The sequence below is a fragment of the Paraburkholderia sp. GAS334 genome (genome assembly GCF_050436625.1).
Lineage (GTDB): Bacteria > Pseudomonadota > Gammaproteobacteria > Burkholderiales > Burkholderiaceae > Paraburkholderia.
In genome coordinates, this window is the sequence record NZ_JBNDMO010000014.1 from 141577 (window position 1) to 161471 (window position 19895).

The window sequence follows — 19895 nt, forward strand, 5'->3', positions numbered from 1 at the left end:
ACGTCCTTCACGTCAGATCGTAAACACCGTCCGTGCAGCAGCATCACTCGTCCATGCGCGTTCGACATCGGTCAACGGCACCGCTTCGGCTTCGATCGAAAAGCCGCCACTCACGACTGCCTTCAACAATCCGCCAATCGCTCCGGCCAGCCCCGCGTTTGACACGCTGCCAAGCCCGCTTCCCATCATCTCCAGGCCGGAGCTACGCAGCGCCGAGGCCGGAAGGGTGATCGTGTTTCCGGTGATCGACCCGATCTGCACGAAGCGGATACGCGGTTCAGCCTCGTCGCTGCCGTGCCCGCCCACAGCACCCAGCAGACTTTCCGCCGACGGTCCCCACAGGTAATCCAGAATCACATTCACGCGGTGGCTGCGAATCGTGTCACGGAACGTTTCCGTCAACTGGGCGGCGGGCGCATCGAGCGGAATCAGCACGTCGGCGCCGAGTGCGGCGAGGCCTTCGATGCTCTTCGCGTTGCGCCCGGTCACGATCACCTTGTTTGCGCCGAGGTGTCGCGCGATCTGGATCGCGAGGCGGCCCGCCACGCCGGTCGCGCCGTTGATCAATACGTTCTCGCCGCGCTGGAAGTGCGCGCGCTCCGTCAACGCAGCCCATGACGACATGCCCGGGTTGCCGATTCCCGCCGCCGTCACATCGTCGAGATCGTCAGGCACCGGTACGCAGTATTCCGTCTTCACAACCGTCGTTTGCGCCATCGCGCCGAATGGCCCGCGCGGAAACGCGAAGTACACACGGCGACCATCCGCGAGCAGACCCACGCCATCGACGCCAGGCACGAGCGGCAGCGTCGTCGCGCTGCTGTAATGCCGGCCGGCCGCCTGGCTTTTCACGAGCTGGCTGAGCGCAGCCGCGCGCACCTGCACGAGCGTCTCGCCCGCTCCGGCAACGGGCGCCTCGAAATCGCCGTAGCGCGGCGGCGCATTGAAATCGTGGACAACAGCAGCTTTCATCGCGGGCTCCCTGATTCGAATGACGACCATGCCGGCCGTCCACCTTGCATGGATCGAGTTTGCATTCTACGTAGGTTGACCGACACGCTTCAGCTACGCGGCCATCCCAGGCTCGATCCAGGAATCCGGATCTGCTGGCCGACCGCCGGGTGCGTGACATGCAGTTCGCGTGCGGCCAGCGCGCGTGATGCCGCCGGGCCGCGCAGCGGCTTCGAAGCATCGGAGGGCAGTCAGCGGACGAACGGTCGTCATGTAAGAAAAATTGATGTTAATCCGTTTGTATTCGTCGCTTTTCAGCGGCGGAGCAACACCGTAATCTAGCGCAGACGCGTTCATTGTGGCTTCCCGAGCGCTTCGACGCCTCGGTGCAGCCTCATTTTTTATATGATAGAAATTCTAACGGGAACATCATGAAGCTGATTGGAATGCTGGATTCGCCCTACGTCCGCCGAGTCGCGATCGGCATGAAGCTGCTCGGCCTCGACTTCGAACATCAGTCGCTGTCCGTCTTCCGCGGCTTCGATGAATTCCTGAAGATCAATCCGACCGTCAAGGCGCCGACGCTCGTGCTCGACGATGGCCAGATACTAATCGAGTCGACGCTGATTCTCGACTACGTGGAGACACTCGCCGCGCCGGAAAAGTCGCTGATTCCGCGCGATCCGGCGAAACGCGTGCGCGCAACCCGACTGAACGGCTTCGCACTCGCAGCGTGCGACAAGACTGCGCAGATCGTCTATGAACGTAACCTGCGCCCCGCGGAGAAACAGTACGAGCCGTGGGTCGAGCGGGTACGCACGCAGTTGCTTGGCGCGTATACGGTACTCGAAGCCGATCTGGCGGCCGCGCCGCTGCCGCAGCAGGCCGACGCGCTGGATCAGGCCGGCATGACAGTCGCGGTTGCCTGGCGGTTCACACAGATGATGCTGCCGGAGATCGTCGTTGCGGGTGCGTATCCGCAGTTGCGGTCGTATTCGGCTTTCGCCGAACAACTGCCGGTGTTTCTCGATACGCCCCCGGACTAACCCCGAAAATCACGAGAATCCCGCTGGTTGAAGACGACCCGCAGATCGGCCACGGCCAGCAGCCATGCAGGTTCCCGTCACAACGGGAACCTGCTTCCAGACATCGCTCACTTCGCGGGCTGGATTTTCGGCGAGACCCACTGGTTTTTCAGCAGTTCAGGCGTCGGCCAGTAGTAGCGCATCGCCACCATGAATCGCCCTTGCGGCGCGGGCAGCCAGTTGGCTTCCTTGTCCTGTCCGGGCGATTCATGCTGGATGTAGATCGTGCATCCACCGTCCGGATCGGTCTTGAGATCGGGTAGCATCGGCGAATTGATCAGGTAGCGGTTGATCGGATTCTTGACCAGCAACTGGTCCGGCACGCCGTACATCGTCATGGACCAGAACGCATTGACCGGCGGCAACTGGCCCTTCGCGAAATGCAGCGTGTAGTGCTTGCTGCCGTCGAGCGGCTGACCGTCGACGTCTTTCTCCAGAATCGGATACAGCGCTTCGTCGCGCGAGTTGGCGCCGATGCCGACCTGCGTGCCCGTTGCGCGCGCCACGTAGTCGTTCTTCAGATACTTGCGCGAGCCGAACAGCGTGTCGCTCTTGCCGCCCATGGACGCGCGGCGCGCATCGATTGCCTTCTGCCCGTCTTCCATGCCGGCCTTCAGCGCGGCCTGCATGTCGGCGGGAAGCGCGGACGCGTCGAATGGCTTGCCCGGGACGATTCCGATCTCCTCGAAGCGATGCCGTAACGCCGTTTCGGTCGGATTCACCGGCGCGAACTGCAGCAGGAACGCAAGCTGGTTGAAGAATTCAAGCGACGAGCGTTCCGCGCCCGGCGGCAGCGGCTTGATCCACCCGATGGCAGGCGCCGGCGGCGGTGCAGGCTCACCCTCGAAGGCGGACAGCGGCTCGACCTTGTAGCCAGCCTGGATCTTCTTCACGTTGTCGAGATCGGCGGGATTGAACAGCTGCGTTCGCCCCACTACGTTCACCATGTCAGTTTCCGACCGGATAACCTTCGTGATGCCCTTTGGCGTCCTGCCCTTCCAGTGCGGCCCCGCGATCAGGTAATGACCGCCCTGATTTCCCGTTGTACGGCTGCCGATGTAATCGAAGTTGAAGGTGTACATATCCATCAACTGGAATACGAAATACCGGTTCTTTTCCATCGGCGGGATCGTGATCACCACGGGCTCCGCGCGCAGATCCAGACCAGCGAACGAGTAAGGCGTATCGGAATTGGGTGTGACGAAGGCAGTGTCTTCCGGCGTGAAGACGCGGGCGATATTCAGGATCGTATTGAACGGTCCCTTGTACTGCGGACCGGCTTTATCGACGGAGAATGCGTACATTGTCTTGTACATATCCACCATCGGTGTGCCGAAAATATAGGCTTCCTTCGCAATTGCCTCTGCCTGTACCGGGTTCACTGCGGTGCTTTCTGCCGATGACTTCGCCGCGCCGCCATTCGTTGCGGCCGTTGCCCCGGCCATGGATGCTATCGCAACGGGCAACAACATCGAGAGACATAAGATCTTCTGTTTGAGCATAGTGAACCCTCTATGAGCCTGGACGTGGCCGCGATACGGCATTCGCGGGTCAACGGCATTCTAGCGCGCGACTCCGTATCTGCAATTATTGAGATCACTTTATAGCCATTCGGCATAGACATCGCGCAGGAATGGCGCGTTGCTTTGCTGTTTGATGCGACTGGATCTGACAACCACTCTTTACATCGCATCAGCATTGCCAGCACTGGTCGGTGGCATCGGGATCGTCAGAAGCTCGTGCGCAATCCTACGCGCGCGAGTGTCTGCGATCGATTGCTCGCCGCGCCATCCGGCTGCAACAGACCGTTAATCCACGCCCGTGTCACTGACGCGTCGCCGCCCGCGCGCTGATAGATCGCTTCCACATAGCCAGTGGTGCGCTTCGAGAAGGAATACTGCAACGCCGTCGTGACCTGCTGCGCCTTGTTGTTAAGCAGGACGTCGTTGCCCTTCATGTAGGCATAGTCGAAACCAAGGGTCCAGACACTGGAGAGGGTCCACGTCGCACCACCCTTGTAGACATCGATATTGGCGCCGCTAAAGGTGTTCTTCGTGTCCGTGTACAACAGCATCGCCAGCACGCTGCCAAAGTTGTAATGCGCGCCAAAGCCGAAATTGCGGATGCCGTCGTGACCATTGCCCAGTTGCGGATACTTGACCTCGACATACGCGGCGCCGACTCCCAACGGACCATTCGCATAGTTCGCGCCGAAGCTCATCGTCGAGTCTGCGGAGAACGAGCCGGGCACACCGCCGAAGCCGTAAAGCGCGCCGAAGGTGAAACCGGAGATCTCCGGGCTACGATACTTGACCGAGTTTGCCACGCGGGTCGCGCCCGCCATCCGGTCGAAATCGAACGAACCGGTCGGATTGGCCGGCACGCCGAGCGCGGAAAACGGCCCCTGTCGAAAGTCGTAGATGCCGCCGAACAGGAACGCGCCGTCGTAGAGTCCGAGCGTCAGCGTCTCGAACATGAAGTCGTACTGGTTGCCGAACGTGAGCGAGCCGAAGCGGTCGTTGGCGAGTCCGACCAGGGCGGTGCGGTTGAAAATCTGTCCCGCGCCTGGAATCGTCGCGCCGCTGCCCAGATCAAACTGTGACGTGAGTTCGAAAATCGCCTTGTTGCCGCCGCCCAGGTCCTCGCTGCCTTTGAAGGTCAGCAAGTCCGGCGACAGCACACCGCTATCGAATAGCGTCGCGGTGCCGCCATGCTGGTTGTTCACCCAGGTGACGCCCGCATCGATCACGCCTTGCAGCGTCACGCTGCCTTGCGCGCTGGCGATGCCCGGCATCATCAATGCAAATGTGCAGCCTGCTATCGAAAGACGATCTGACTTCGTTTTCTTCACCCCTGTCTCCTTCAGTCGTTGTTGAATATCTGTCGTTGCTCGATGCGGATGGCGACCGCCGTGAGCGCCGCGCCCTGACATGGGCCGTCGACGCACAGGCCGTCTTCGAAACGGAACATCGCGCTGTGATGCGCGCACATCAGCAGTTCGGCGTCGTAGGCCCAGAACGTGTTGGGCTCGTAGTTCAGCGGAATCGAAAAGTGCGGGCACATGTTGCGATAGGCCCATGCGTCGTCACCACGGCGCAGCACGACGATGCCTGGCGCGCCGGCTTGCCCGGCGTCTATTTCAAGCGCGCCTCCGTCGGGAATGTCGTCGAGCGTGCACAGGAAGCCCGCTCGATGTTCGGGATTCGCCACGTTCATCGCTCTCCTCCTCACGCACGCCGCTTGCTCAGCACGAAATCGCGCCGGACTTCGAAGAAAGGACTCGGCAAGTCCCACTCCTTCGCGGCGGCCGGGTTGTGATTCGGCACGTAGTCGATCACCAGCGAAGGCTTCGCGCCGAACACCGCGTCGGACTCTACATACGGATCACCCGCGGAATACAGCGCGGTTGTGAGCGTGTCGTAACCCGGCGCCTCGATCAGAAAGTGGACGTGGCCCGGACGCATCGGATGACGTCCTGTCGCGAGCAGCATCTGCCCGACCGGGCCATCGGTCGGAATCGGATAGCTGGTCGGTTTGATGGTTCTGAACGCATACTCGCCGTTCGGCCCTGAGCGGAATTTGCCGCGCAGATTGCTCTCGGGCTGGTCGGGGTCCTGCCCTTCATACATGCCGTTGTTCGCCGTTTCCCACACCTCGATCAGTGCGCCGGCAACCGGTGCACCGCGCCCGTCGACGAGGCGACCGTGAATCAGCGCCGGCTCACCTTCGGTGCGCGCGATGTTGGCGCCGAAGGCTTCATCCTTTGCGCCCTCTCGATAGAACGGGCCGAGCAGGCTGCTTTCGGTGGTATCGCCTTCGCGTTCGTGATTGATCGCATCGACCATGATCGACAGGCCGAGCGTGTCCGACAGCAGGATGAACTCCTGACGGATGCCGCTGCACTGCCTGCCGGTGGCGGTCAGGAATTCGATGCCGCGGCGCCATTCTTCGCCGGTCAGTTCAACCTCGGCGGCAAACGCGTGCAGATGCCTGACCAGCGCGATCATGATCTGCTGCAGACGCGGATCGGTGCAGCCGGCAAACGTCTTGAGCACGTTCTGCGTCAGCGGATGGATGGTTGCGTCGTTCATTGTCGACCTCACGCGCGATGGGGAGCCGGGCGCGGCTCGACGGAATCGGTCGGAGCGCCGCCAGGCGAAGGTTGTTGTGACTGACCGGCATCGAGAAATACGACGCGGCGGCCCACGGGAAACAGTTGCAGACCATAGCGCCGGGATACGAAGCCCCACAGGCCTTGCGGGAAAAACATCGTCACGACGATCGCGAGCGCGCCGAGACCGATCAGATACCAGGTGCCGAAGTCAGACAGGAACTGGTTCAGCACGAAGAAAATCAGGGCGCCGACGATCGGTCCTTCCAGGGTACCGAGGCCGCCGATCATCACAATAAAAATGCCGAACGCCGTCCAGTTCACCGAGAATGCGGCGTCGGGCGAGATGCGCAGGTTGCCCACGAAGTACAGGCCGCCCGCCAGCGCTGTGCCGCACGCGGACACCAGATAGACGATCAACCGTGCGCGCTTCACGTCAACACCCTGACTGCTCGCCGCCACCGCGTTGTCGCGCATCGCTGTTAGCGCGAGACCGGCTTTGGAACGCAGGAACAGATACAGCAGCCCGATCGCCGCCGCGACGATGGCGAGCGCGAGCCACAGCGTCAGCGATTCGCGCAGCGCACGCGGCACATCCTGGAGCGCGGTGAGGCTGGTCCCGGAACCTCCACCGAGCCCGGAGACATTAGCCACCGTCAGCCGGAACACTTCCGCAATCACCCATGTGCCGATCGCGAAATAGCCGCCTTCCAGACGGAACGCCACCAGCGATACGGGAATCGCCACGATCGTCGCAATCACAGCGGCGAGCGGCACAGCAACGAACGGTGAGATCCCGCACCAGTTCGCGAGAATCAGCATCCCGTAGCCGCCGATACCGAAGAACGCCTGCTGCCCGATCGACACCATCCCGCCATAGCCCGCCAGCAGGTTCCACATCAGCGCGAACACCAGATAGGAAGCGAGCTGCACGAAATCGCGCATCGCATCGCGCCCGGCCCACCATGGCGCGCTGGCCACCGCCAGCGCGACGATCAGCAGCACGATCACCGCCACCCGGCTCGCGCGCGTTGCGCGCCGCACTTCGAAGCCCACTGCGGGCGTATTCAAATGCATCGTCATGTCGAACCTCTATGCGGTTTTGGGCAGCAAGCCCTGCGGCCGGGCCACCAGCACGCCGAGAAACACCACGTGTCCGAGCCAGATGCCCCAGCCGGGATCGAAATAAAAGCCCACCTGCTGCGCAATGCCGAGCGCCATGCCGCCGACGAAGGTGCCCCAGAACGAACCCATCCCGCCAATGATCACTGCCTCGAACGCGTACAGCAGCAAGGCCGGGCCATCGGTCGGAGAAACGGCGGTGCGCATCGAATAGAGTGCGGCGGCGACCGCGATCAGCACGAATGCGATGCCCATCGCCAACGCATAGGTGCGGCGGTACGAGACGCCCATCAGCTGCACGATCTCGCGGTCGTCCGAGGTGGCGCGAAATGCGCGGCCGAGCGGCGTGCGGCCGAACAGCCACTGCATCGCGAAAGCAAGCGCGACGGTCGCAACCAGCGTGACGAGCGGCAGATAGCCGAGCGTGATGCCGCCCGCGAGTGTGATGCTCTGCGACTCGAAGCTGCCTGTGGCGACTGAGCGTGGATCCGCGGAGAACACCTGCTGCAGCACGTTCTGGATCACGATCGACAGTCCGAACGTGACGATCAGCGAAGGCAGCGGATCGCGGCTGCTGACCCGGTTGAGGATCGCGTACTGCAGCGCATAACCCGACCCGAACGCGATCACGAGCAGCAACACCAGCGCGACGGCAAGCGGCAGATGCGCGAAGCCCGTCAACGCGAACAGTACGAACACCAGCAGCACGATGAAGTCGCCGTGCGCGGTGTTGGTCAGCCGCATCACGCCGAACACCAGCGACTGGCCCATTGCGAAGAGTCCATACAGCGCGCCAAGCAGCACGCCCTGCACGACGATATTGATGAACGTATTCATGCGACCGCTCCAAAGTACGCTTGCGTAATCGCCTCATCCGACACCTCGGCCGATACGCCCGCCAGCGAAACGCGCCCTTCCTGGAAGCAATAAAAACGCGACGACACGCGACGCGCCAGCTGCACGTCCTGCTCGACGACGATCGCACTCATGCCATCCGCGACAATCGCGGGCAACGCGGCGTAGATCTCGCGCACGATCACCGGCGCGAGCCCGAGCGAGAGCTCGTCGCACATCAGCAGGTCGGGGTTGCTCATCAGCGCCCGGCCGATTGCTACCATCTGCTGCTGGCCGCCTGACAACGCAGTCGCTGCGTGGTGACGGCGCTCCTGCAACACCGGAAACAATGCATAGACGCTTTGCAGATTCCAGCGTCCCGGCCGCTTGCTGTATGCGCCCAGCAACAGGTTCTCTTCGACGGTCAAGCTCGCGAACAGGCGCCGCCCTTCTGGCACCAGTGCGATGCCCTTGCCGGTGATGTGCGCCGGAGCCGCGCCGCCAACCGGCTCGCCGCGATACAGGATCTGCCCGGCAGCACGCGGGCGCAGCAGACCCGCCACTGATTTCAGAAAGGTCGACTTGCCCGCGCCGTTCGAGCCGATCAGCGCGATCACCTCGCCCGGCGCCACGGTCACGTCGATGCCGAACAGCGCCTGGAAGTCGCCGTAAAACGCGCTCAGCGCGCGGGTCTCGAGTAGTGTCGACATGCTCATGCCTCCAGTCCGAGGTATACGCGCCGCACTTCGGGGTCGTCCATCACGGCAGCGGGCAGGCCCTCGGCCAGGCGCTTGCCGAAGTTGATGACGAGCAGCCGGTCGGCTACCGCGAGCAGCGCATGCACGACATGCTCGATCCAGACGATCGTCACGCCACCCTCCTTGACACGGCGAATCTCGTCGACGAGTTCGTGCGTTTCAGGTTCGGTGAGGCCGCCTGCGATCTCATCGAGCAGCAGCAGCTGCGGCTGTGTCGCGAGCGCGCGGGCCAGTTCGAGGCGCTTGCGGTCCAGCAGCCCCAGCGTGCCGGCCAACTGGTTGGCGCGGGCCTTGAGGCCGGTGCGTTCGAGTACGTCGATGCAGACGTCGTACGCGGAGTGCTCGGCCAGTTCGCCGCCGAAGGTCGCGCCAACCAGCAGGTTTTCGAACACCGTCATGCCGCCGAACGGCCGCGGCACCTGATACGAGCGGCCAATTCCGGCGGCGCAGCGGCGATGCGGCGGCAGGTGGTTCACATCCGCGCCGTCGAATTCGACGCTTCCCTGATCGGGGCGCACGTCACCGCTAACGAGGTTAAACAGGGTGGTCTTTCCAGCGCCATTCGGACCGAGGATGCCGTAAGTCTCACCGCGCTCGACCGCGAAGCTGATGTCGTCGGTCACCTGCAGCGCGCCATAGCGCTTCGACACGCCGGTCAGTCTGAGGACAGGGTTCATCGCCGCTCTCCGCTTTCAGTTCACGCGATCAGCTTGAGCGGGCCGGACAGCGGCACGCTCGGCGCGAGCTGGTTGTTGACGATCGCGAGATCGAAGCGATGCTTCTGCCCCGATCCCTGCCCACTGCGCCATTGCCCGCCCACCAACGGCGTCTTCGCGACATTCTTCACCGGACCGCTGCCCCACGCGACATGGCCCACCAGCGTATCGAGCTTTGTCGACGCCACCGCATCGCGGATCGCCTCATTCGAATCGACGTCTTTCGCGCGCTTCAGTGAATCAACGGCGATTTCGAACAGCGCATGCGCGAAGCCGATTGGCTGGGTCCATTGCTTCGACGTAACGCGCTCGTAGTCGTCGGCGAGCTGCCGCGCGCTTTGACCCGTCAACGAAGATTTGAACGGATGCGACGGCGACCACCACACTTCGGTGGAGAGTCCCTCGCCGAGATCGCCGAGTGCTTCGATCGAAGTCGGAAACAGCAGCGCCTTGCCGATCGAAATGACTTTGGGTTTCAGACCTTGCTGACGCGCCTGAACGAGAAAATTCTTCGCATCGGGCGGGATCACAACGCCGGTGACGATCTGCGAATTCGCCTGCTTGAATGCCGCAATCTGCGCGGAGAAGTCCTGCGTCATGCTCTGAAAGCGGCCCGGGTCTTTCAGTGTGAAGCCCTTTTGCGCGAGCACCGGCGGAAAACCGAGCTTCGCGTCGCCCCACGCGTTGCCGTCGCCGTCGTTAGGAAACAGGCCGCCGACACTGTGATTGGTCTGCACCGATTGCCACATGCCGGTGTAGACAGCGATCACGTCCTCCAGTCCCCAGAAAAAGTGATAAGTGAAGCGGAAGCCCTTCTTCGGATCGCCCTTTCTGCCGAAGAACCACGGCTGCCAGGGCACTACCGTCGACACGCACGGCATCTCGTTCAGTTCGCACGCGTCGCTGACCGGGTTGGCGGTTTCCGGTGTGCCGGATACCAGCATGATGTCGACCTTGTCCTTCAGGATCAGGTCGTTGGCGACTTCGCCAGCGCGATTCGGATTCGACTGGCTGTCCTTGACGACGATCGACACCGGATATGTTTTGCCGCCGATCACGATGCCGTTTTTCAGCACCGTCTGCATCTGCTGGATCGTGAAGCGGTCCGCTTCGCCGAACGGTGCGAGCGGCCCGGTTTGCGGCGACACGTAGCCGATTTTCAACGTGCGAGGGCCGGCAGCGAATACGAGCGGCGAGAACGCGGAGGTCGTCGCGGCGAGCGCGCCGCCCGCGGCGAGGGTGACGAAGCGGCGGCGCTTCGCATCGAAGGAATGTGCGTCCATGTTTGTCTCCTGAATATTTTTGTATGAGTGGGTCGAGCGCTAGTCCGGTCGTCGCCCGTGAAAGGCAGCTTCGAGCAGTGCGCGCAGCGGTATCCGCTCGACGGGCCGCGGATTCCAGTACGGGTTCTGCAAGGCGAGATCGAGCGCGACGTCGAGATCGGTTAGGGTGAGGCCGATGTCTTTTAGCGCGGTCGGTGCGCCGTGATCGCGTGCGAGATCGAACACGCCTTGCGCGGCATCGCTGGTACGCAACGCGCGGGCGATACGTTGCATCGCGTAAGGCGCTGCATCGCGGTTGTAGGCGAGTACATGCGGCAACACGATCGTGTGCGTCTCGGCGTGCGGCAGATTGAACGTGCCGCCGAGCGTGTGACACAGCTTGTGATGCAACGCCATGCCGACGCTGCCAAGCACCGCGCCACACAGCCATGCGCCGTACAGGCAGTCGCCGCGTGCAGCGAGATCGCCAGGTTCGCGCATCACGCGCGGCAAACCCACGCCGAGCGCCCGAATGCCCTCTTCCGCCATCAGACTGATAATCGGATTCGCGTCCTGCGCGTAGAGTCCTTCGGCTGCATGAGCGATCGCGTTGATCCCGCTCGTCAGCGACAACGCGGGCGGCAGCGAGCTCGTCAATATCGGGTCGTAGATCACCGTCTTCGGCAACACGCGCAGATCGCGGCCGGTCTTCTTGACGCCGCTCTCCGTGAGCCCGTAAATCGGCGTCATCTCGGAGCCTGCGTACGTGGTCGGTATCGCGATGATCGGCAGTGAGGTTTCGAGCGCGATCGCCTTGCCGAGGCCGGTCGTCGAACCGCCGCCTATCGCGATCGCGCAATCGGCCCCGACCTGTGCGGCAAAGTCACGTGCCGCGCGGGCGGTTTCGACCGGCACGTGCATCACGGCTTCGGCGTAGACGCCAGCGGCCCGCGAACCCAGGCGTGCAGCGAGCGCTTCGGCCTGCGTACGCTGTTGCGGCGTGGACAGCACGATCGCCCGCGTAGCGCCGAGCAAACCAATCTCGCGATCGAGCTGGTCGAGACTGCCCGCGCCGAAGATCACGCGTGACGGCAGGCCGTTATAGATGAAGGGTTCCATGGCGGTTCAGCGCGGGTAGTAAGGCGGAATCTGCGCATCCACGTTGACCCAGACCGACTTGGGCTGCGTGTACTCGCGCATCGCTTCGAAACCCATCTCGCGGCCATAGCCGCTCGCGCCGACGCCACCGAATGGCGATGCGGGGTTCACGCGCTTGTAGCAGTTGATCCACACCATGCCAGCGCGAATCTCGCGAGCCACGTGATGCGCGCGTTGCAGATCACGTGTCCAGAGACCCGCGCCGAGACCGTACTCGGTGCCGTTCGCGATCGCGAGCGCTTCTTCGTCGGTGCGGAATTTCGTGACGGTCATGAACGGGCCGAACACCTCTTCCTGCGATACGCGATGCTCCGGCCTCGCTTCGACGATAGTCGGCTCGACATAGCAGCCATTTGCCAGCGCGGCCGCATCCGGCGCCTTGCCGCCTGCGAGCACGCGACCGCCCTGTTCACGGGCGACATCGACAAACGACAGCACGCGGTCGCGATGCTGGCGCGACGTGAGCGGACCCATTTCGGTTTGCGGATCGAGCGGATCGCCAATCCTGATCGTGTGGCTCAACGCGACGAACTTCTCGAGCACTTCATCGGCGATCGATTCGTGCACGATCATCCGCGAGCCGGCGATACACGCCTGCCCCTGGTTATGGAAGATCGCGAACGCCGACCCTTGCACGACGGCATCGATATCGGCGTCGCCGAACACGATATTCGCGCCCTTGCCGCCGAGTTCGAGCTGCACCTTCTTCAGATTGCGGCTCGACGCCTGCACGATCTTGCGGCCTACCGCCGTCGAACCGGTGAAGGCGATCTTGCTGATCTCCGGATGCTCAGCGATGTACTGGCCAGCCACGTGACCCAGACCAGGCAGAATATTGACGACACCTTCCGGGAATCCCACTTCGGCCATCAGCTCGGCAATCGCGAGGCTCGATAGCGGCGTGAGTTCAGCGGGCTTCATGATCACGCAGTTGCCCGCCGCGAGCGCCGGCGCCATCTTCCAGCTCGTGAACATCAGCGGGAAATTCCACGGCACCACCTGCCCGACGATGCCGACCGGCTCGCGCGTCAGGTAGTTCAGGAAGCCCTGCTCGACCGGAATCACCGAGCCTTCGAACTTGTCGGCCATCCCGCCGAAGTAGCGGAAGGTGGCCGCGGTGCGCGGCACATCGAGATTGCGCGTATCGCGGATCGGGTGGCCGGTGTCGAGCGATTCGAGACGCGCCAGCCTGTCGGCGTTCGCTTCGATTGCGTCAGCGAGCTTGAGCAGCAAGCGTCCCCGCTCCATCGCGGCGAGATTGCTCCACTTTGGAAACGCCGCTTTCGCCGCAGCAACGGCGCGATCGACGTCGGCGGGTCCGGCCATCGCGACTTCGGCGATCACCGAGTTGTCGTGCGGATTCAGGGAGGCGAGCGTTTCGCCGTTTGCAGCCGGCACGAAGCGGCCGCCGATGAAGAGTTGCGTTTGCATGTCAGTCCTGCTCGAGTAAAACCTGGACGTGACATCCCCCGCGACGCCAGCGGTCTGGCGCCGTTCGATCGACGATCGGAGGGAATGCCGGAGAGTTAGATCTGGATCGGATACGGCGGCAGTTCACCGCTCTCGTAGCGCTTCGGCAGATCCGGTGTCGCGTTTTCCCAAACGAGCAGCATCGAACGCTTCTGCGAATAGCCCTTGTGACGGATGTCGGCCGGCATCGCGGCGATATCGCCCGCGTTCATCGTGATGCGGGCACGCGGCTCGCCGCTATCCTTGTCGGCGACGTCCCAGATGATCTGGTCGGACAGTTGCAGGAACCACTCGACGCGATCGTTGCCATGGAACACCGGCAGCACGAATTCCTCGGTGGTCGGACAAAACAGGCTTTGCTGGCAAACGGAGGTGACCGACGGATTCCACGTCACGTCCGAGCGCGACAGGTACTTGAAGAGACTGAACGCATGCAGCGTTTTCTCGAAACCGGGCTCCGCGTGGATCTCCGGTTCATCCTGGACGACGTCGGCGAACTGGCGGTTGACCGGCAGGTCGTCGCGCAACGGCGAATCGCCTTCGAGGCCCGGCATGCGCTTTGTAGCGATACGCGTGCGTTCGATCGCCGCGATGTTGTCGCCATGCTTCGTGCCGAACGCCGAGCCGGTTTCTTCGGGCGCAGCAAACGGATCGAAGCCTTCGTTGACCCAGTCCTTCAGGATTGCCTTGAAGGTCGCCATGATGAGCGGCGTGTCGAACTGCTGCATATGGTCGACGCCCGCTTCCTTGAGGTTCGCGTTGTACGCACCGGCGTACATGTCGACCTTGCCGTAGTGATTGCGCGTGCCGATCACTTCGTCGAAGTTGACCCAGCCGTAGAAGAAGCCCCACGCAACATCTCGCATCATGGCGCGCAGGAAATCGTCGGCATGCATCTGATGCGAGCGGGTCTGACCTTGGGCGGGCCATCGGACGGTGGCGAAATAGGCGTCGCGGCTGAACTCGAAGTCGCCGAGGCGGAATACACGATAGCCGGTGACCGGATCGGCCTCGCTCGCGGTAACGTTTTGCAGGGTGCTGGCTTTGTCCATGATGGGCTCCAGTAGAGGATCGATCGTGTCGAGGGATTCAGTGGATGCAGATGTCGGCCCACTTCTCGACCGAATAGCGTCCGAGGATCGTCTGCACGAGCAGCACGCCCTTCGTCACCGCTTCGAAGCGATAGGCGGCGCCCGCGGGCAGCAGCGCCTGGTGGCCGCGGCGCAGCCTCACATAACCCATCGACTGGCCCGATGGCTTGCCTTCCAGCCGTACGCTGCCTTCGGTCTGCGCGTCGACCAGCGGGCCGTCCGACGGCTTGATGAAATACACGTCGATCTCGCCGTCGAGCACGACTGCGAATTCATCGTGCGACGCAGCAAACCACGGCGACGAGCCTTCCGCGCGCAGCGTCTCGATGACGTACTTGAGATTCTTGCCTACGACGACTTTCTCGTAGGGCTCCGCGCGGCTCGCCACGTCGAACACGTTCGACATCGCGTAATGCTCCGGTTTGCCCTTGATGATTTCGATGGAGCCTTTCCGATAGTTGTCCAGGCTGCCGAACCAGGTCTGTTGCATGTCTGCCTCCAGTTAATCTACGAATGCGTTGCTTGCATCGAAGATTAAGTGGCGGCAGGCGCAACAGCAATGCGTTGAGGGTCGGGAAACGCGAACGCTGGGTGCTTCGAAAACCCGCCAGGGAAACTACCTGGTGGAGAACCCGAACGAGCGTCTGGCGGGCCTCAGTCTTCGGCCAGTTCCTCACCGACAGTCCTCGTCTCGTCATCCGCTGGCGCAATGCCGAGCGCCTTGTCCCACTGCGGTTCGCGCAGATAGCGCGTGCGCAGGAAGTCGACGAATGCCTTGACTTTCGTGGTCGAGCGGTGCGATGCGGGATAGACCGCCGACAGCCACAATGGCGGCGCCGCGTATTCCGGCAGCACGCGTTCGAGGCGGTGTTCGAGCAGATCGGCGGCGGCGACCATCGTCGGCAGATAGACGACGCCCGCACCGGCCCGCGCGAACTCCAGCAGCAGGTGGACGCTATTCGTCTTCAGGACCGGGTTCAGTGCGATTTCGAAGCACTCATTGCCGCGCATCAGCGGCCACTTGTCGCCCCACGGGTAGTACGAATAGCGGGCGAAATCGTGCCGCAGCAGGTCGAGCGGCGTCTCGATCACGGGCTCTTCCTTCAAGTAACCGGGCGCCGCACACAGCACGCCGCGCACCGGAAACAGGCGCCGCTCGACGAGCAGATTCGAAGCCGGCGGATAGATCTGCAGCGCCAGATCGAAACCTTCCTGAACCGGGTCGATGACGCGGTCATTGACGGTCACGACGAACTCGACGCGGGGGTAGGCGGCACGGAATTCGATCAGCGTCTGTGAAAAATGCCCTAGCGCAAAGCCCGGAAGGACATGGACGTTAAGGGTGCCGGCCAATGCCTGTGAATCGCCGCGCGAGCGTCCGGACAGGTCGTGGACTTTATTGACCAGTTCGGCGCACTCGCGGTAATACGTCTCACCGAGCTCCGACAGGCGCACGGCCCGCGTCGAACGGTGAAAGAGCGGCACGCCGAAATGTTCCTCGAGTTGTTTGACGCGCGAAGTCACCACCGATTTCGCGACGCCAAGCTGCCGCGCGGCGCCGGCAAAGCTTTGTGCTTCAGCGGCCCGCACGAATGCTTCCATCGACATTAAGAGGTCCATCCTGTCTCCTGTAGCCGCTGTGTCCGCGGCCTGTTGTGCCGCTTCAAGTTTAATCTGTTCCGCAAACGTGGCTGCGTCACGAGCGCAGGCATGGTCGTCTATATGATCCTCCTTTCGATGTTGCCCATCGCGCTCGCGGCCATCAACTGGCGCCCGAGCGGCCGGCCTGCCGTTGTCGAATGAGTCCGGGAAGCGACGACTACGGATAAGTGCAACAATCAAAAACCGTCTGCGCCTTTTGAAACGGACCCCGTGACATGGAGGCGAACATGCTTGAGATCGCAAGGGAACGGATCGTTGAAACGGTGCACAACATCCTCGGCGCCAGGCTGGTCCCCTCTGTAGTGCCTGCGCTCGTGAGCGCCGCGCTCGTCGTCGGTTCGGCGCACGCCCAGCCGCCGTTGTTCGACACTTTCGCGGTCCCAACCGGCAGCGCACCACATGACGTCGCACCGGCGCCCGACGGCACTGTGTGGTACACCGCGCAGGCGCAAGGCATGGTCGGGCGGCTGGACCCGCAGAGCAGCAAGATCGACAGGATTCCGCTTGGGGACGGGTCGGCGCCGCACGGCGTGATCGTCGGTCCCGATCACGCGGCATGGATCACAGACGGCGGCCTGAACGCGATTGTGCGCGTCGATCCGAAGACGCTTGCCGTCACGCGTTTTCCGCTGCCGAAGGAGCGGCCGGACGCCAATCTGAACACCGCGGTCTTCGACAAGCAAGGGCATCTGTGGTTTACCGGCCAAAGCGGCATCTATGGCGAGCTCGATCCGAAGCGCGCCAGCATGCGCGTCTTCGATGCGCCGCGCGGGCGCGGACCCTACGGCATCTGCGTGACCCCAGACGGCAGCCTGTATTTCGCGTCACTGGCGGGAAGCTATCTCGGCCACATTGATCCCGTGAGCGGCGCAGCACAGGTCATCGAACCGCCCACCCCGAATCAGGGCGCGCGCCGCGTATGGTCCGATTCGAAGGGGCGCGTCTGGGTCAGCGAGTGGAATGCAGGAAAAGTCGGCGTATTCGATCCGGCGACGCGTCGATGGCGCGAATGGCGGCTGCCCGGCGACGATCCGCATGCTTACGCGATATTCGTAGACGAAGAGGACGTCGTCTGGCTCACTGAGTGGAGCGCCAATGCACTCGTGCGCTTCGACCCGCGCAGCGAGCGGTTCGACGTGTTTGCACTGCCGCGCCCACACGCAAACGTGCGTCAGATGATGGGCCGTCCAGGGCAAGTCTGGTTGTCCGGATCCGGCATCGATCACCTGCTGCGTTACCGGTCCCGCGCAGCGAATGCGAACGGGGATTGACGAGCGAAGGCGCGTCTTGGGCCCGCTTCACCCGAGCTCGAACGAGGTCACGCCGAACACACGGTCGATCGGAATCGTGGGGGGCTTCTGCGTGTACATCCGTGCGGTTTCAAAGACGCTTGCCATGCCATGTCTCTTCGCTAGCGCAACGGCTGCGGAGTTGGGCTCCGGCACATCGAGGGTGACGATTTCGCCCGGTACGCGCGCGACCAGCGCATCAAACAGATCGCTGGCAATCCGGTCGGTATCGGCGAAGAGCGGTCCGATCTTGCATCCTGCCCTGCAATGACGCAGCACGCCGTACCCGGCGACACGACCGTCGCGGACCGCCACCAGCGCCACGGCGCCCGGTTGTCCGATCCAGCCGGCGAGGAAGCGTGCGCGCGCAGCCGGAAAGCACTGGCGGTCGTAGTCGACCAGTTGCTCGAACGGCAGATCCGACGCGTCCGAAACGGTTGAGCAGGCCGCACCTTGCGCGACACCCTGAAAGCGGATGTTGCGATAGGCAAGCTGAAAACCGGACTTCCTGTAGTTCGCCTGCTGGGCGGCGACGCCGTCAAGACCCGCGTTGTGGTTTCGCAGATAGTCCATGCCGCGCTGCCAGATGCGCAGGCCGAAGCCTCTGCCGCGAAACGCCGGTTTCACGATATACAAACCGATAAAGCCGAAACTGTCGTCGTAGGCGACGGCGGACAGGCACGCGACCGGCTCGCCCCGCCACTCACCGATGAAAAAACCGTCCGGGTCGGCTGCCCAAAAGCACTGCGCGTCATGCAGACCGGGGTTCCATCCCTCCGATGCAGCCCACTCAACCGACAAATCAACCTCGCCGGCCAGCATGTTCCGCACGATAAAGTCGCTGCGCTCATCCATGTTTTGCCCCTCTTCTGTACGTCCCAAGGACTACGGCTTGCGCGATAACGTGCCCCTTCATCGCCTTTCCCCAAACGACCCGAACGGCCCGCGCAGGAACCGGTCAAACGATCATGTGGTTTTTCGTGGAGGGGAAAGTGAAACATCCTGCAAAGCATATCGTGCTGATTGCGGTAACTGTTTGCAGCACTGCCTGCCTGGCCGCGCAGCCCGACTACGCGTACGAGACAACCGTACGTCTGCCCGATGGTAAAACGGCGCGGTGTGCCGTGAATGAGCCTGCGGACGCCGCGGGCGTCCCACGCACCACGCTTGCCCTCAGCGATCAGCGCAAGGCTGAGGTGCTAGCCACGCAGCGCCTGCGCCTGTTGAGCGGCCCCAAATCAGAATACCCGTCACCCTATACGGCGCCCGTCGTGAGGTGCGAGCTTGTCGACTGAGCATCGATCGAACCCCATCCGTACCTGCGCGTCCGTTTTCGATAATTCAACGCGCCGACCTTCTACCCGACTTCACCCGCTTCGCTTCGAAGATCGTCTGCGATGAAATCGACGAACGCGCGAATCCGGTTGGACATCTGGTGCCGCGGCGAATAGACAGCAAAGATATCGGCGTTCGGCGTTTCATGCTCGGGCAGCACAAGGACTAGTGAACCATCGGCGAGATACTGTTTGATGTCCCACTCGGCCCGCATCAGGATGCCATGTCCTTCGCGCGCCCACTTCACCGCAATTTCACCATCATTCGTCGTCAGCGAGCCTTTGATACGCACGGCCTCCGTTTTGCGCGACGCGCCCCTGCCCGACGTCAGACGCCACACGCCATAGGCTTCGTCGCCCTGACGGATGCCGATGCAGTTGTGCCGCATCAGGTCATGCGCGGTCATCGGCATTCCGCGTGCCGCAATGTACGAAGGCGCGGCACACAGCAACCGGCGATTAGCCGCCAGACGCCGCGCCACAATCCGTGTATCGGGTGGTTCGCCGAACCGGATACAGACGTCGAACGTGTCGTCCGTCAGCGGCGGAGGCGTGACCGATAGCTGAAGCTGAACCGATACCTGCGGATACCTCGCGACAAAGCGCGAGATTGCAGGCGCGACATGGCTGCGCCCGAAGCCGAGCGTCGCGTTCACCCTCAGCAATCCCTTCGGACTCTTCTTCGCCGTGCCCAGCAACTCGGCCAGCTCGTCAATCTCGTCGAGGATCCGGCGCGCGTGCTCGAGGTACAGCTCACCCTCCGGCGTAAGCATCATCCGACGCGTCGTGCGGTTGATCAGCGCCACGCCCGCCCGGCTCTCCATCTGCGTCAGGTGCTTGCTGACGGCCGCTGCCGTCAGCCCCAGTTCGCGTGCCGCCGCGCTCAGGCTGCCGGACGCGGCAAGGGTGGAGAAAAAGCTCAGATCGGACGGCTGGACGGTGTCGCGCATGACTTTCACTTGTGAATTCAAGTTAAAGATGCCTTGAGTTTAGCACCGGTTTTTGCGTCCAGATGTCAGTAAAGTTCAGTCAGACGTACAACACGTGAAAGG

General features: G+C 62.8%; 20 protein-coding genes. 3 read left to right on the forward strand and 17 right to left on the reverse strand.

The features are described 5' to 3' along the window. Positions 1-12: 12 nt before the first annotated feature. The gene (locus P3T21_RS24155; RefSeq protein WP_429258474.1) at positions 13-972 is read right to left on the reverse strand and encodes a quinone oxidoreductase family protein; all 960 of its coding nucleotides are present in this window, start codon (positions 970-972) and stop codon (positions 13-15) included. Between the two features lie 410 nt (positions 973-1382). Here P3T21_RS24155 and P3T21_RS24160 point away from each other — a divergent pair, with 410 nt between their 5' ends. Beyond that, the gene (locus tag P3T21_RS24160; RefSeq protein ID WP_429258475.1) at positions 1383-1997 is read left to right on the forward strand and encodes a glutathione S-transferase; all 615 of its coding nucleotides are present in this window, start codon (positions 1383-1385) and stop codon (positions 1995-1997) included. 107 nt (positions 1998-2104) lie between these two features. Here the strand turns inward: P3T21_RS24160 and P3T21_RS24165 are convergent, their stop codons facing one another. The 14 genes from P3T21_RS24165 to P3T21_RS24230 form a co-directional block, all read right to left on the reverse strand. Then, positions 2105-3481: a DUF1254 domain-containing protein gene (locus P3T21_RS24165; protein ID WP_429258476.1), complete on the reverse strand. Its 1377-nt coding sequence runs from the start codon at positions 3479-3481 to the stop codon at positions 2105-2107. Positions 3482-3765: 284 nt separating this feature from the next. Further along, positions 3766-4833 (reverse strand): porin, encoded by a 1068-nt coding sequence (locus tag P3T21_RS24170; protein WP_429258511.1) that lies wholly within the window; start codon positions 4831-4833, stop codon positions 3766-3768. A 65-nt stretch (positions 4834-4898) separates the two neighbouring features. Further along, positions 4899-5252 carry a Rieske (2Fe-2S) protein gene (locus P3T21_RS24175; RefSeq protein WP_429258477.1) on the reverse strand — a complete coding sequence of 118 codons (354 nt, stop codon included), beginning with the start codon at positions 5250-5252 and terminating at the stop codon, positions 4899-4901. An 11-nt stretch (positions 5253-5263) separates the two neighbouring features. Further along, entirely contained in the window at positions 5264-6127 is an 864-nt protein-coding gene (locus P3T21_RS24180; protein ID WP_429258478.1) for an intradiol ring-cleavage dioxygenase, read from the reverse strand. 8 nt (positions 6128-6135) lie between these two features. After that, positions 6136-7230 (reverse strand): branched-chain amino acid ABC transporter permease, encoded by a 1095-nt coding sequence (locus P3T21_RS24185; RefSeq protein WP_429258479.1) that lies wholly within the window; start codon positions 7228-7230, stop codon positions 6136-6138. A gap of 9 nt (positions 7231-7239) precedes the next feature. Next, positions 7240-8106 (reverse strand): branched-chain amino acid ABC transporter permease, encoded by an 867-nt coding sequence (locus P3T21_RS24190; protein ID WP_429258480.1) that lies wholly within the window; start codon positions 8104-8106, stop codon positions 7240-7242. After that, complete coding sequence (locus tag P3T21_RS24195) at positions 8103-8813, reverse strand: ABC transporter ATP-binding protein (RefSeq protein ID WP_429258481.1); 711 nt, start codon at positions 8811-8813, stop codon at positions 8103-8105. The genes P3T21_RS24190 and P3T21_RS24195 overlap by 4 nt, the downstream gene beginning before the upstream one ends. A gap of 2 nt (positions 8814-8815) precedes the next feature. Further along, on the reverse strand, positions 8816-9538 hold the full coding sequence (locus P3T21_RS24200) for an ABC transporter ATP-binding protein (RefSeq protein ID WP_429258482.1): 723 nt from the start codon (positions 9536-9538) through the stop codon (positions 8816-8818). Positions 9539-9558: 20 nt separating this feature from the next. Further along, a complete protein-coding gene (locus P3T21_RS24205; protein WP_429258483.1) occupies positions 9559-10860 on the reverse strand; it encodes an ABC transporter substrate-binding protein in 1302 nt (433 codons plus the stop codon). A gap of 39 nt (positions 10861-10899) precedes the next feature. Then, positions 10900-11958 carry a maleylacetate reductase gene (locus tag P3T21_RS24210; protein WP_429258484.1) on the reverse strand — a complete coding sequence of 353 codons (1059 nt, stop codon included), beginning with the start codon at positions 11956-11958 and terminating at the stop codon, positions 10900-10902. Between the two features lie 6 nt (positions 11959-11964). Then, positions 11965-13428 (reverse strand): aldehyde dehydrogenase family protein, encoded by a 1464-nt coding sequence (locus tag P3T21_RS24215; protein WP_429258485.1) that lies wholly within the window; start codon positions 13426-13428, stop codon positions 11965-11967. A gap of 95 nt (positions 13429-13523) precedes the next feature. After that, positions 13524-14519: a hydroxyquinol 1,2-dioxygenase gene (locus P3T21_RS24220; RefSeq protein ID WP_429258486.1), complete on the reverse strand. Its 996-nt coding sequence runs from the start codon at positions 14517-14519 to the stop codon at positions 13524-13526. Between the two features lie 37 nt (positions 14520-14556). Continuing rightward, the gene (locus P3T21_RS24225; protein WP_429258487.1) at positions 14557-15048 is read right to left on the reverse strand and encodes a hydroxyquinol 1,2-dioxygenase; all 492 of its coding nucleotides are present in this window, start codon (positions 15046-15048) and stop codon (positions 14557-14559) included. A 164-nt stretch (positions 15049-15212) separates the two neighbouring features. Beyond that, entirely contained in the window at positions 15213-16178 is a 966-nt protein-coding gene (locus P3T21_RS24230) for a LysR family transcriptional regulator (protein ID WP_429258488.1), read from the reverse strand. Positions 16179-16447: 269 nt separating this feature from the next. Here P3T21_RS24230 and P3T21_RS24235 point away from each other — a divergent pair, with 269 nt between their 5' ends. Beyond that, positions 16448-17491, forward strand: coding sequence for a virginiamycin B lyase family protein (locus P3T21_RS24235; protein ID WP_429258489.1), 1044 nt, complete (start codon positions 16448-16450; stop codon positions 17489-17491). Between the two features lie 27 nt (positions 17492-17518). On the opposite strand, the gene P3T21_RS24240 is transcribed toward P3T21_RS24235, so the two are convergent. Beyond that, positions 17519-18364, reverse strand: a complete 846-nt coding sequence (locus tag P3T21_RS24240) for a GNAT family N-acetyltransferase (RefSeq protein ID WP_429258490.1) — start codon at positions 18362-18364, stop codon at positions 17519-17521. Between the two features lie 113 nt (positions 18365-18477). Here P3T21_RS24240 and P3T21_RS24245 point away from each other — a divergent pair, with 113 nt between their 5' ends. Further along, on the forward strand, positions 18478-18804 hold the full coding sequence (locus P3T21_RS24245) for a hypothetical protein (RefSeq protein WP_429258491.1): 327 nt from the start codon (positions 18478-18480) through the stop codon (positions 18802-18804). Between the two features lie 62 nt (positions 18805-18866). Here the strand turns inward: P3T21_RS24245 and P3T21_RS24250 are convergent, their stop codons facing one another. After that, positions 18867-19793 (reverse strand): LysR substrate-binding domain-containing protein, encoded by a 927-nt coding sequence (locus P3T21_RS24250; protein WP_429258492.1) that lies wholly within the window; start codon positions 19791-19793, stop codon positions 18867-18869. Positions 19794-19895: the final 102 nt, after the last annotated feature.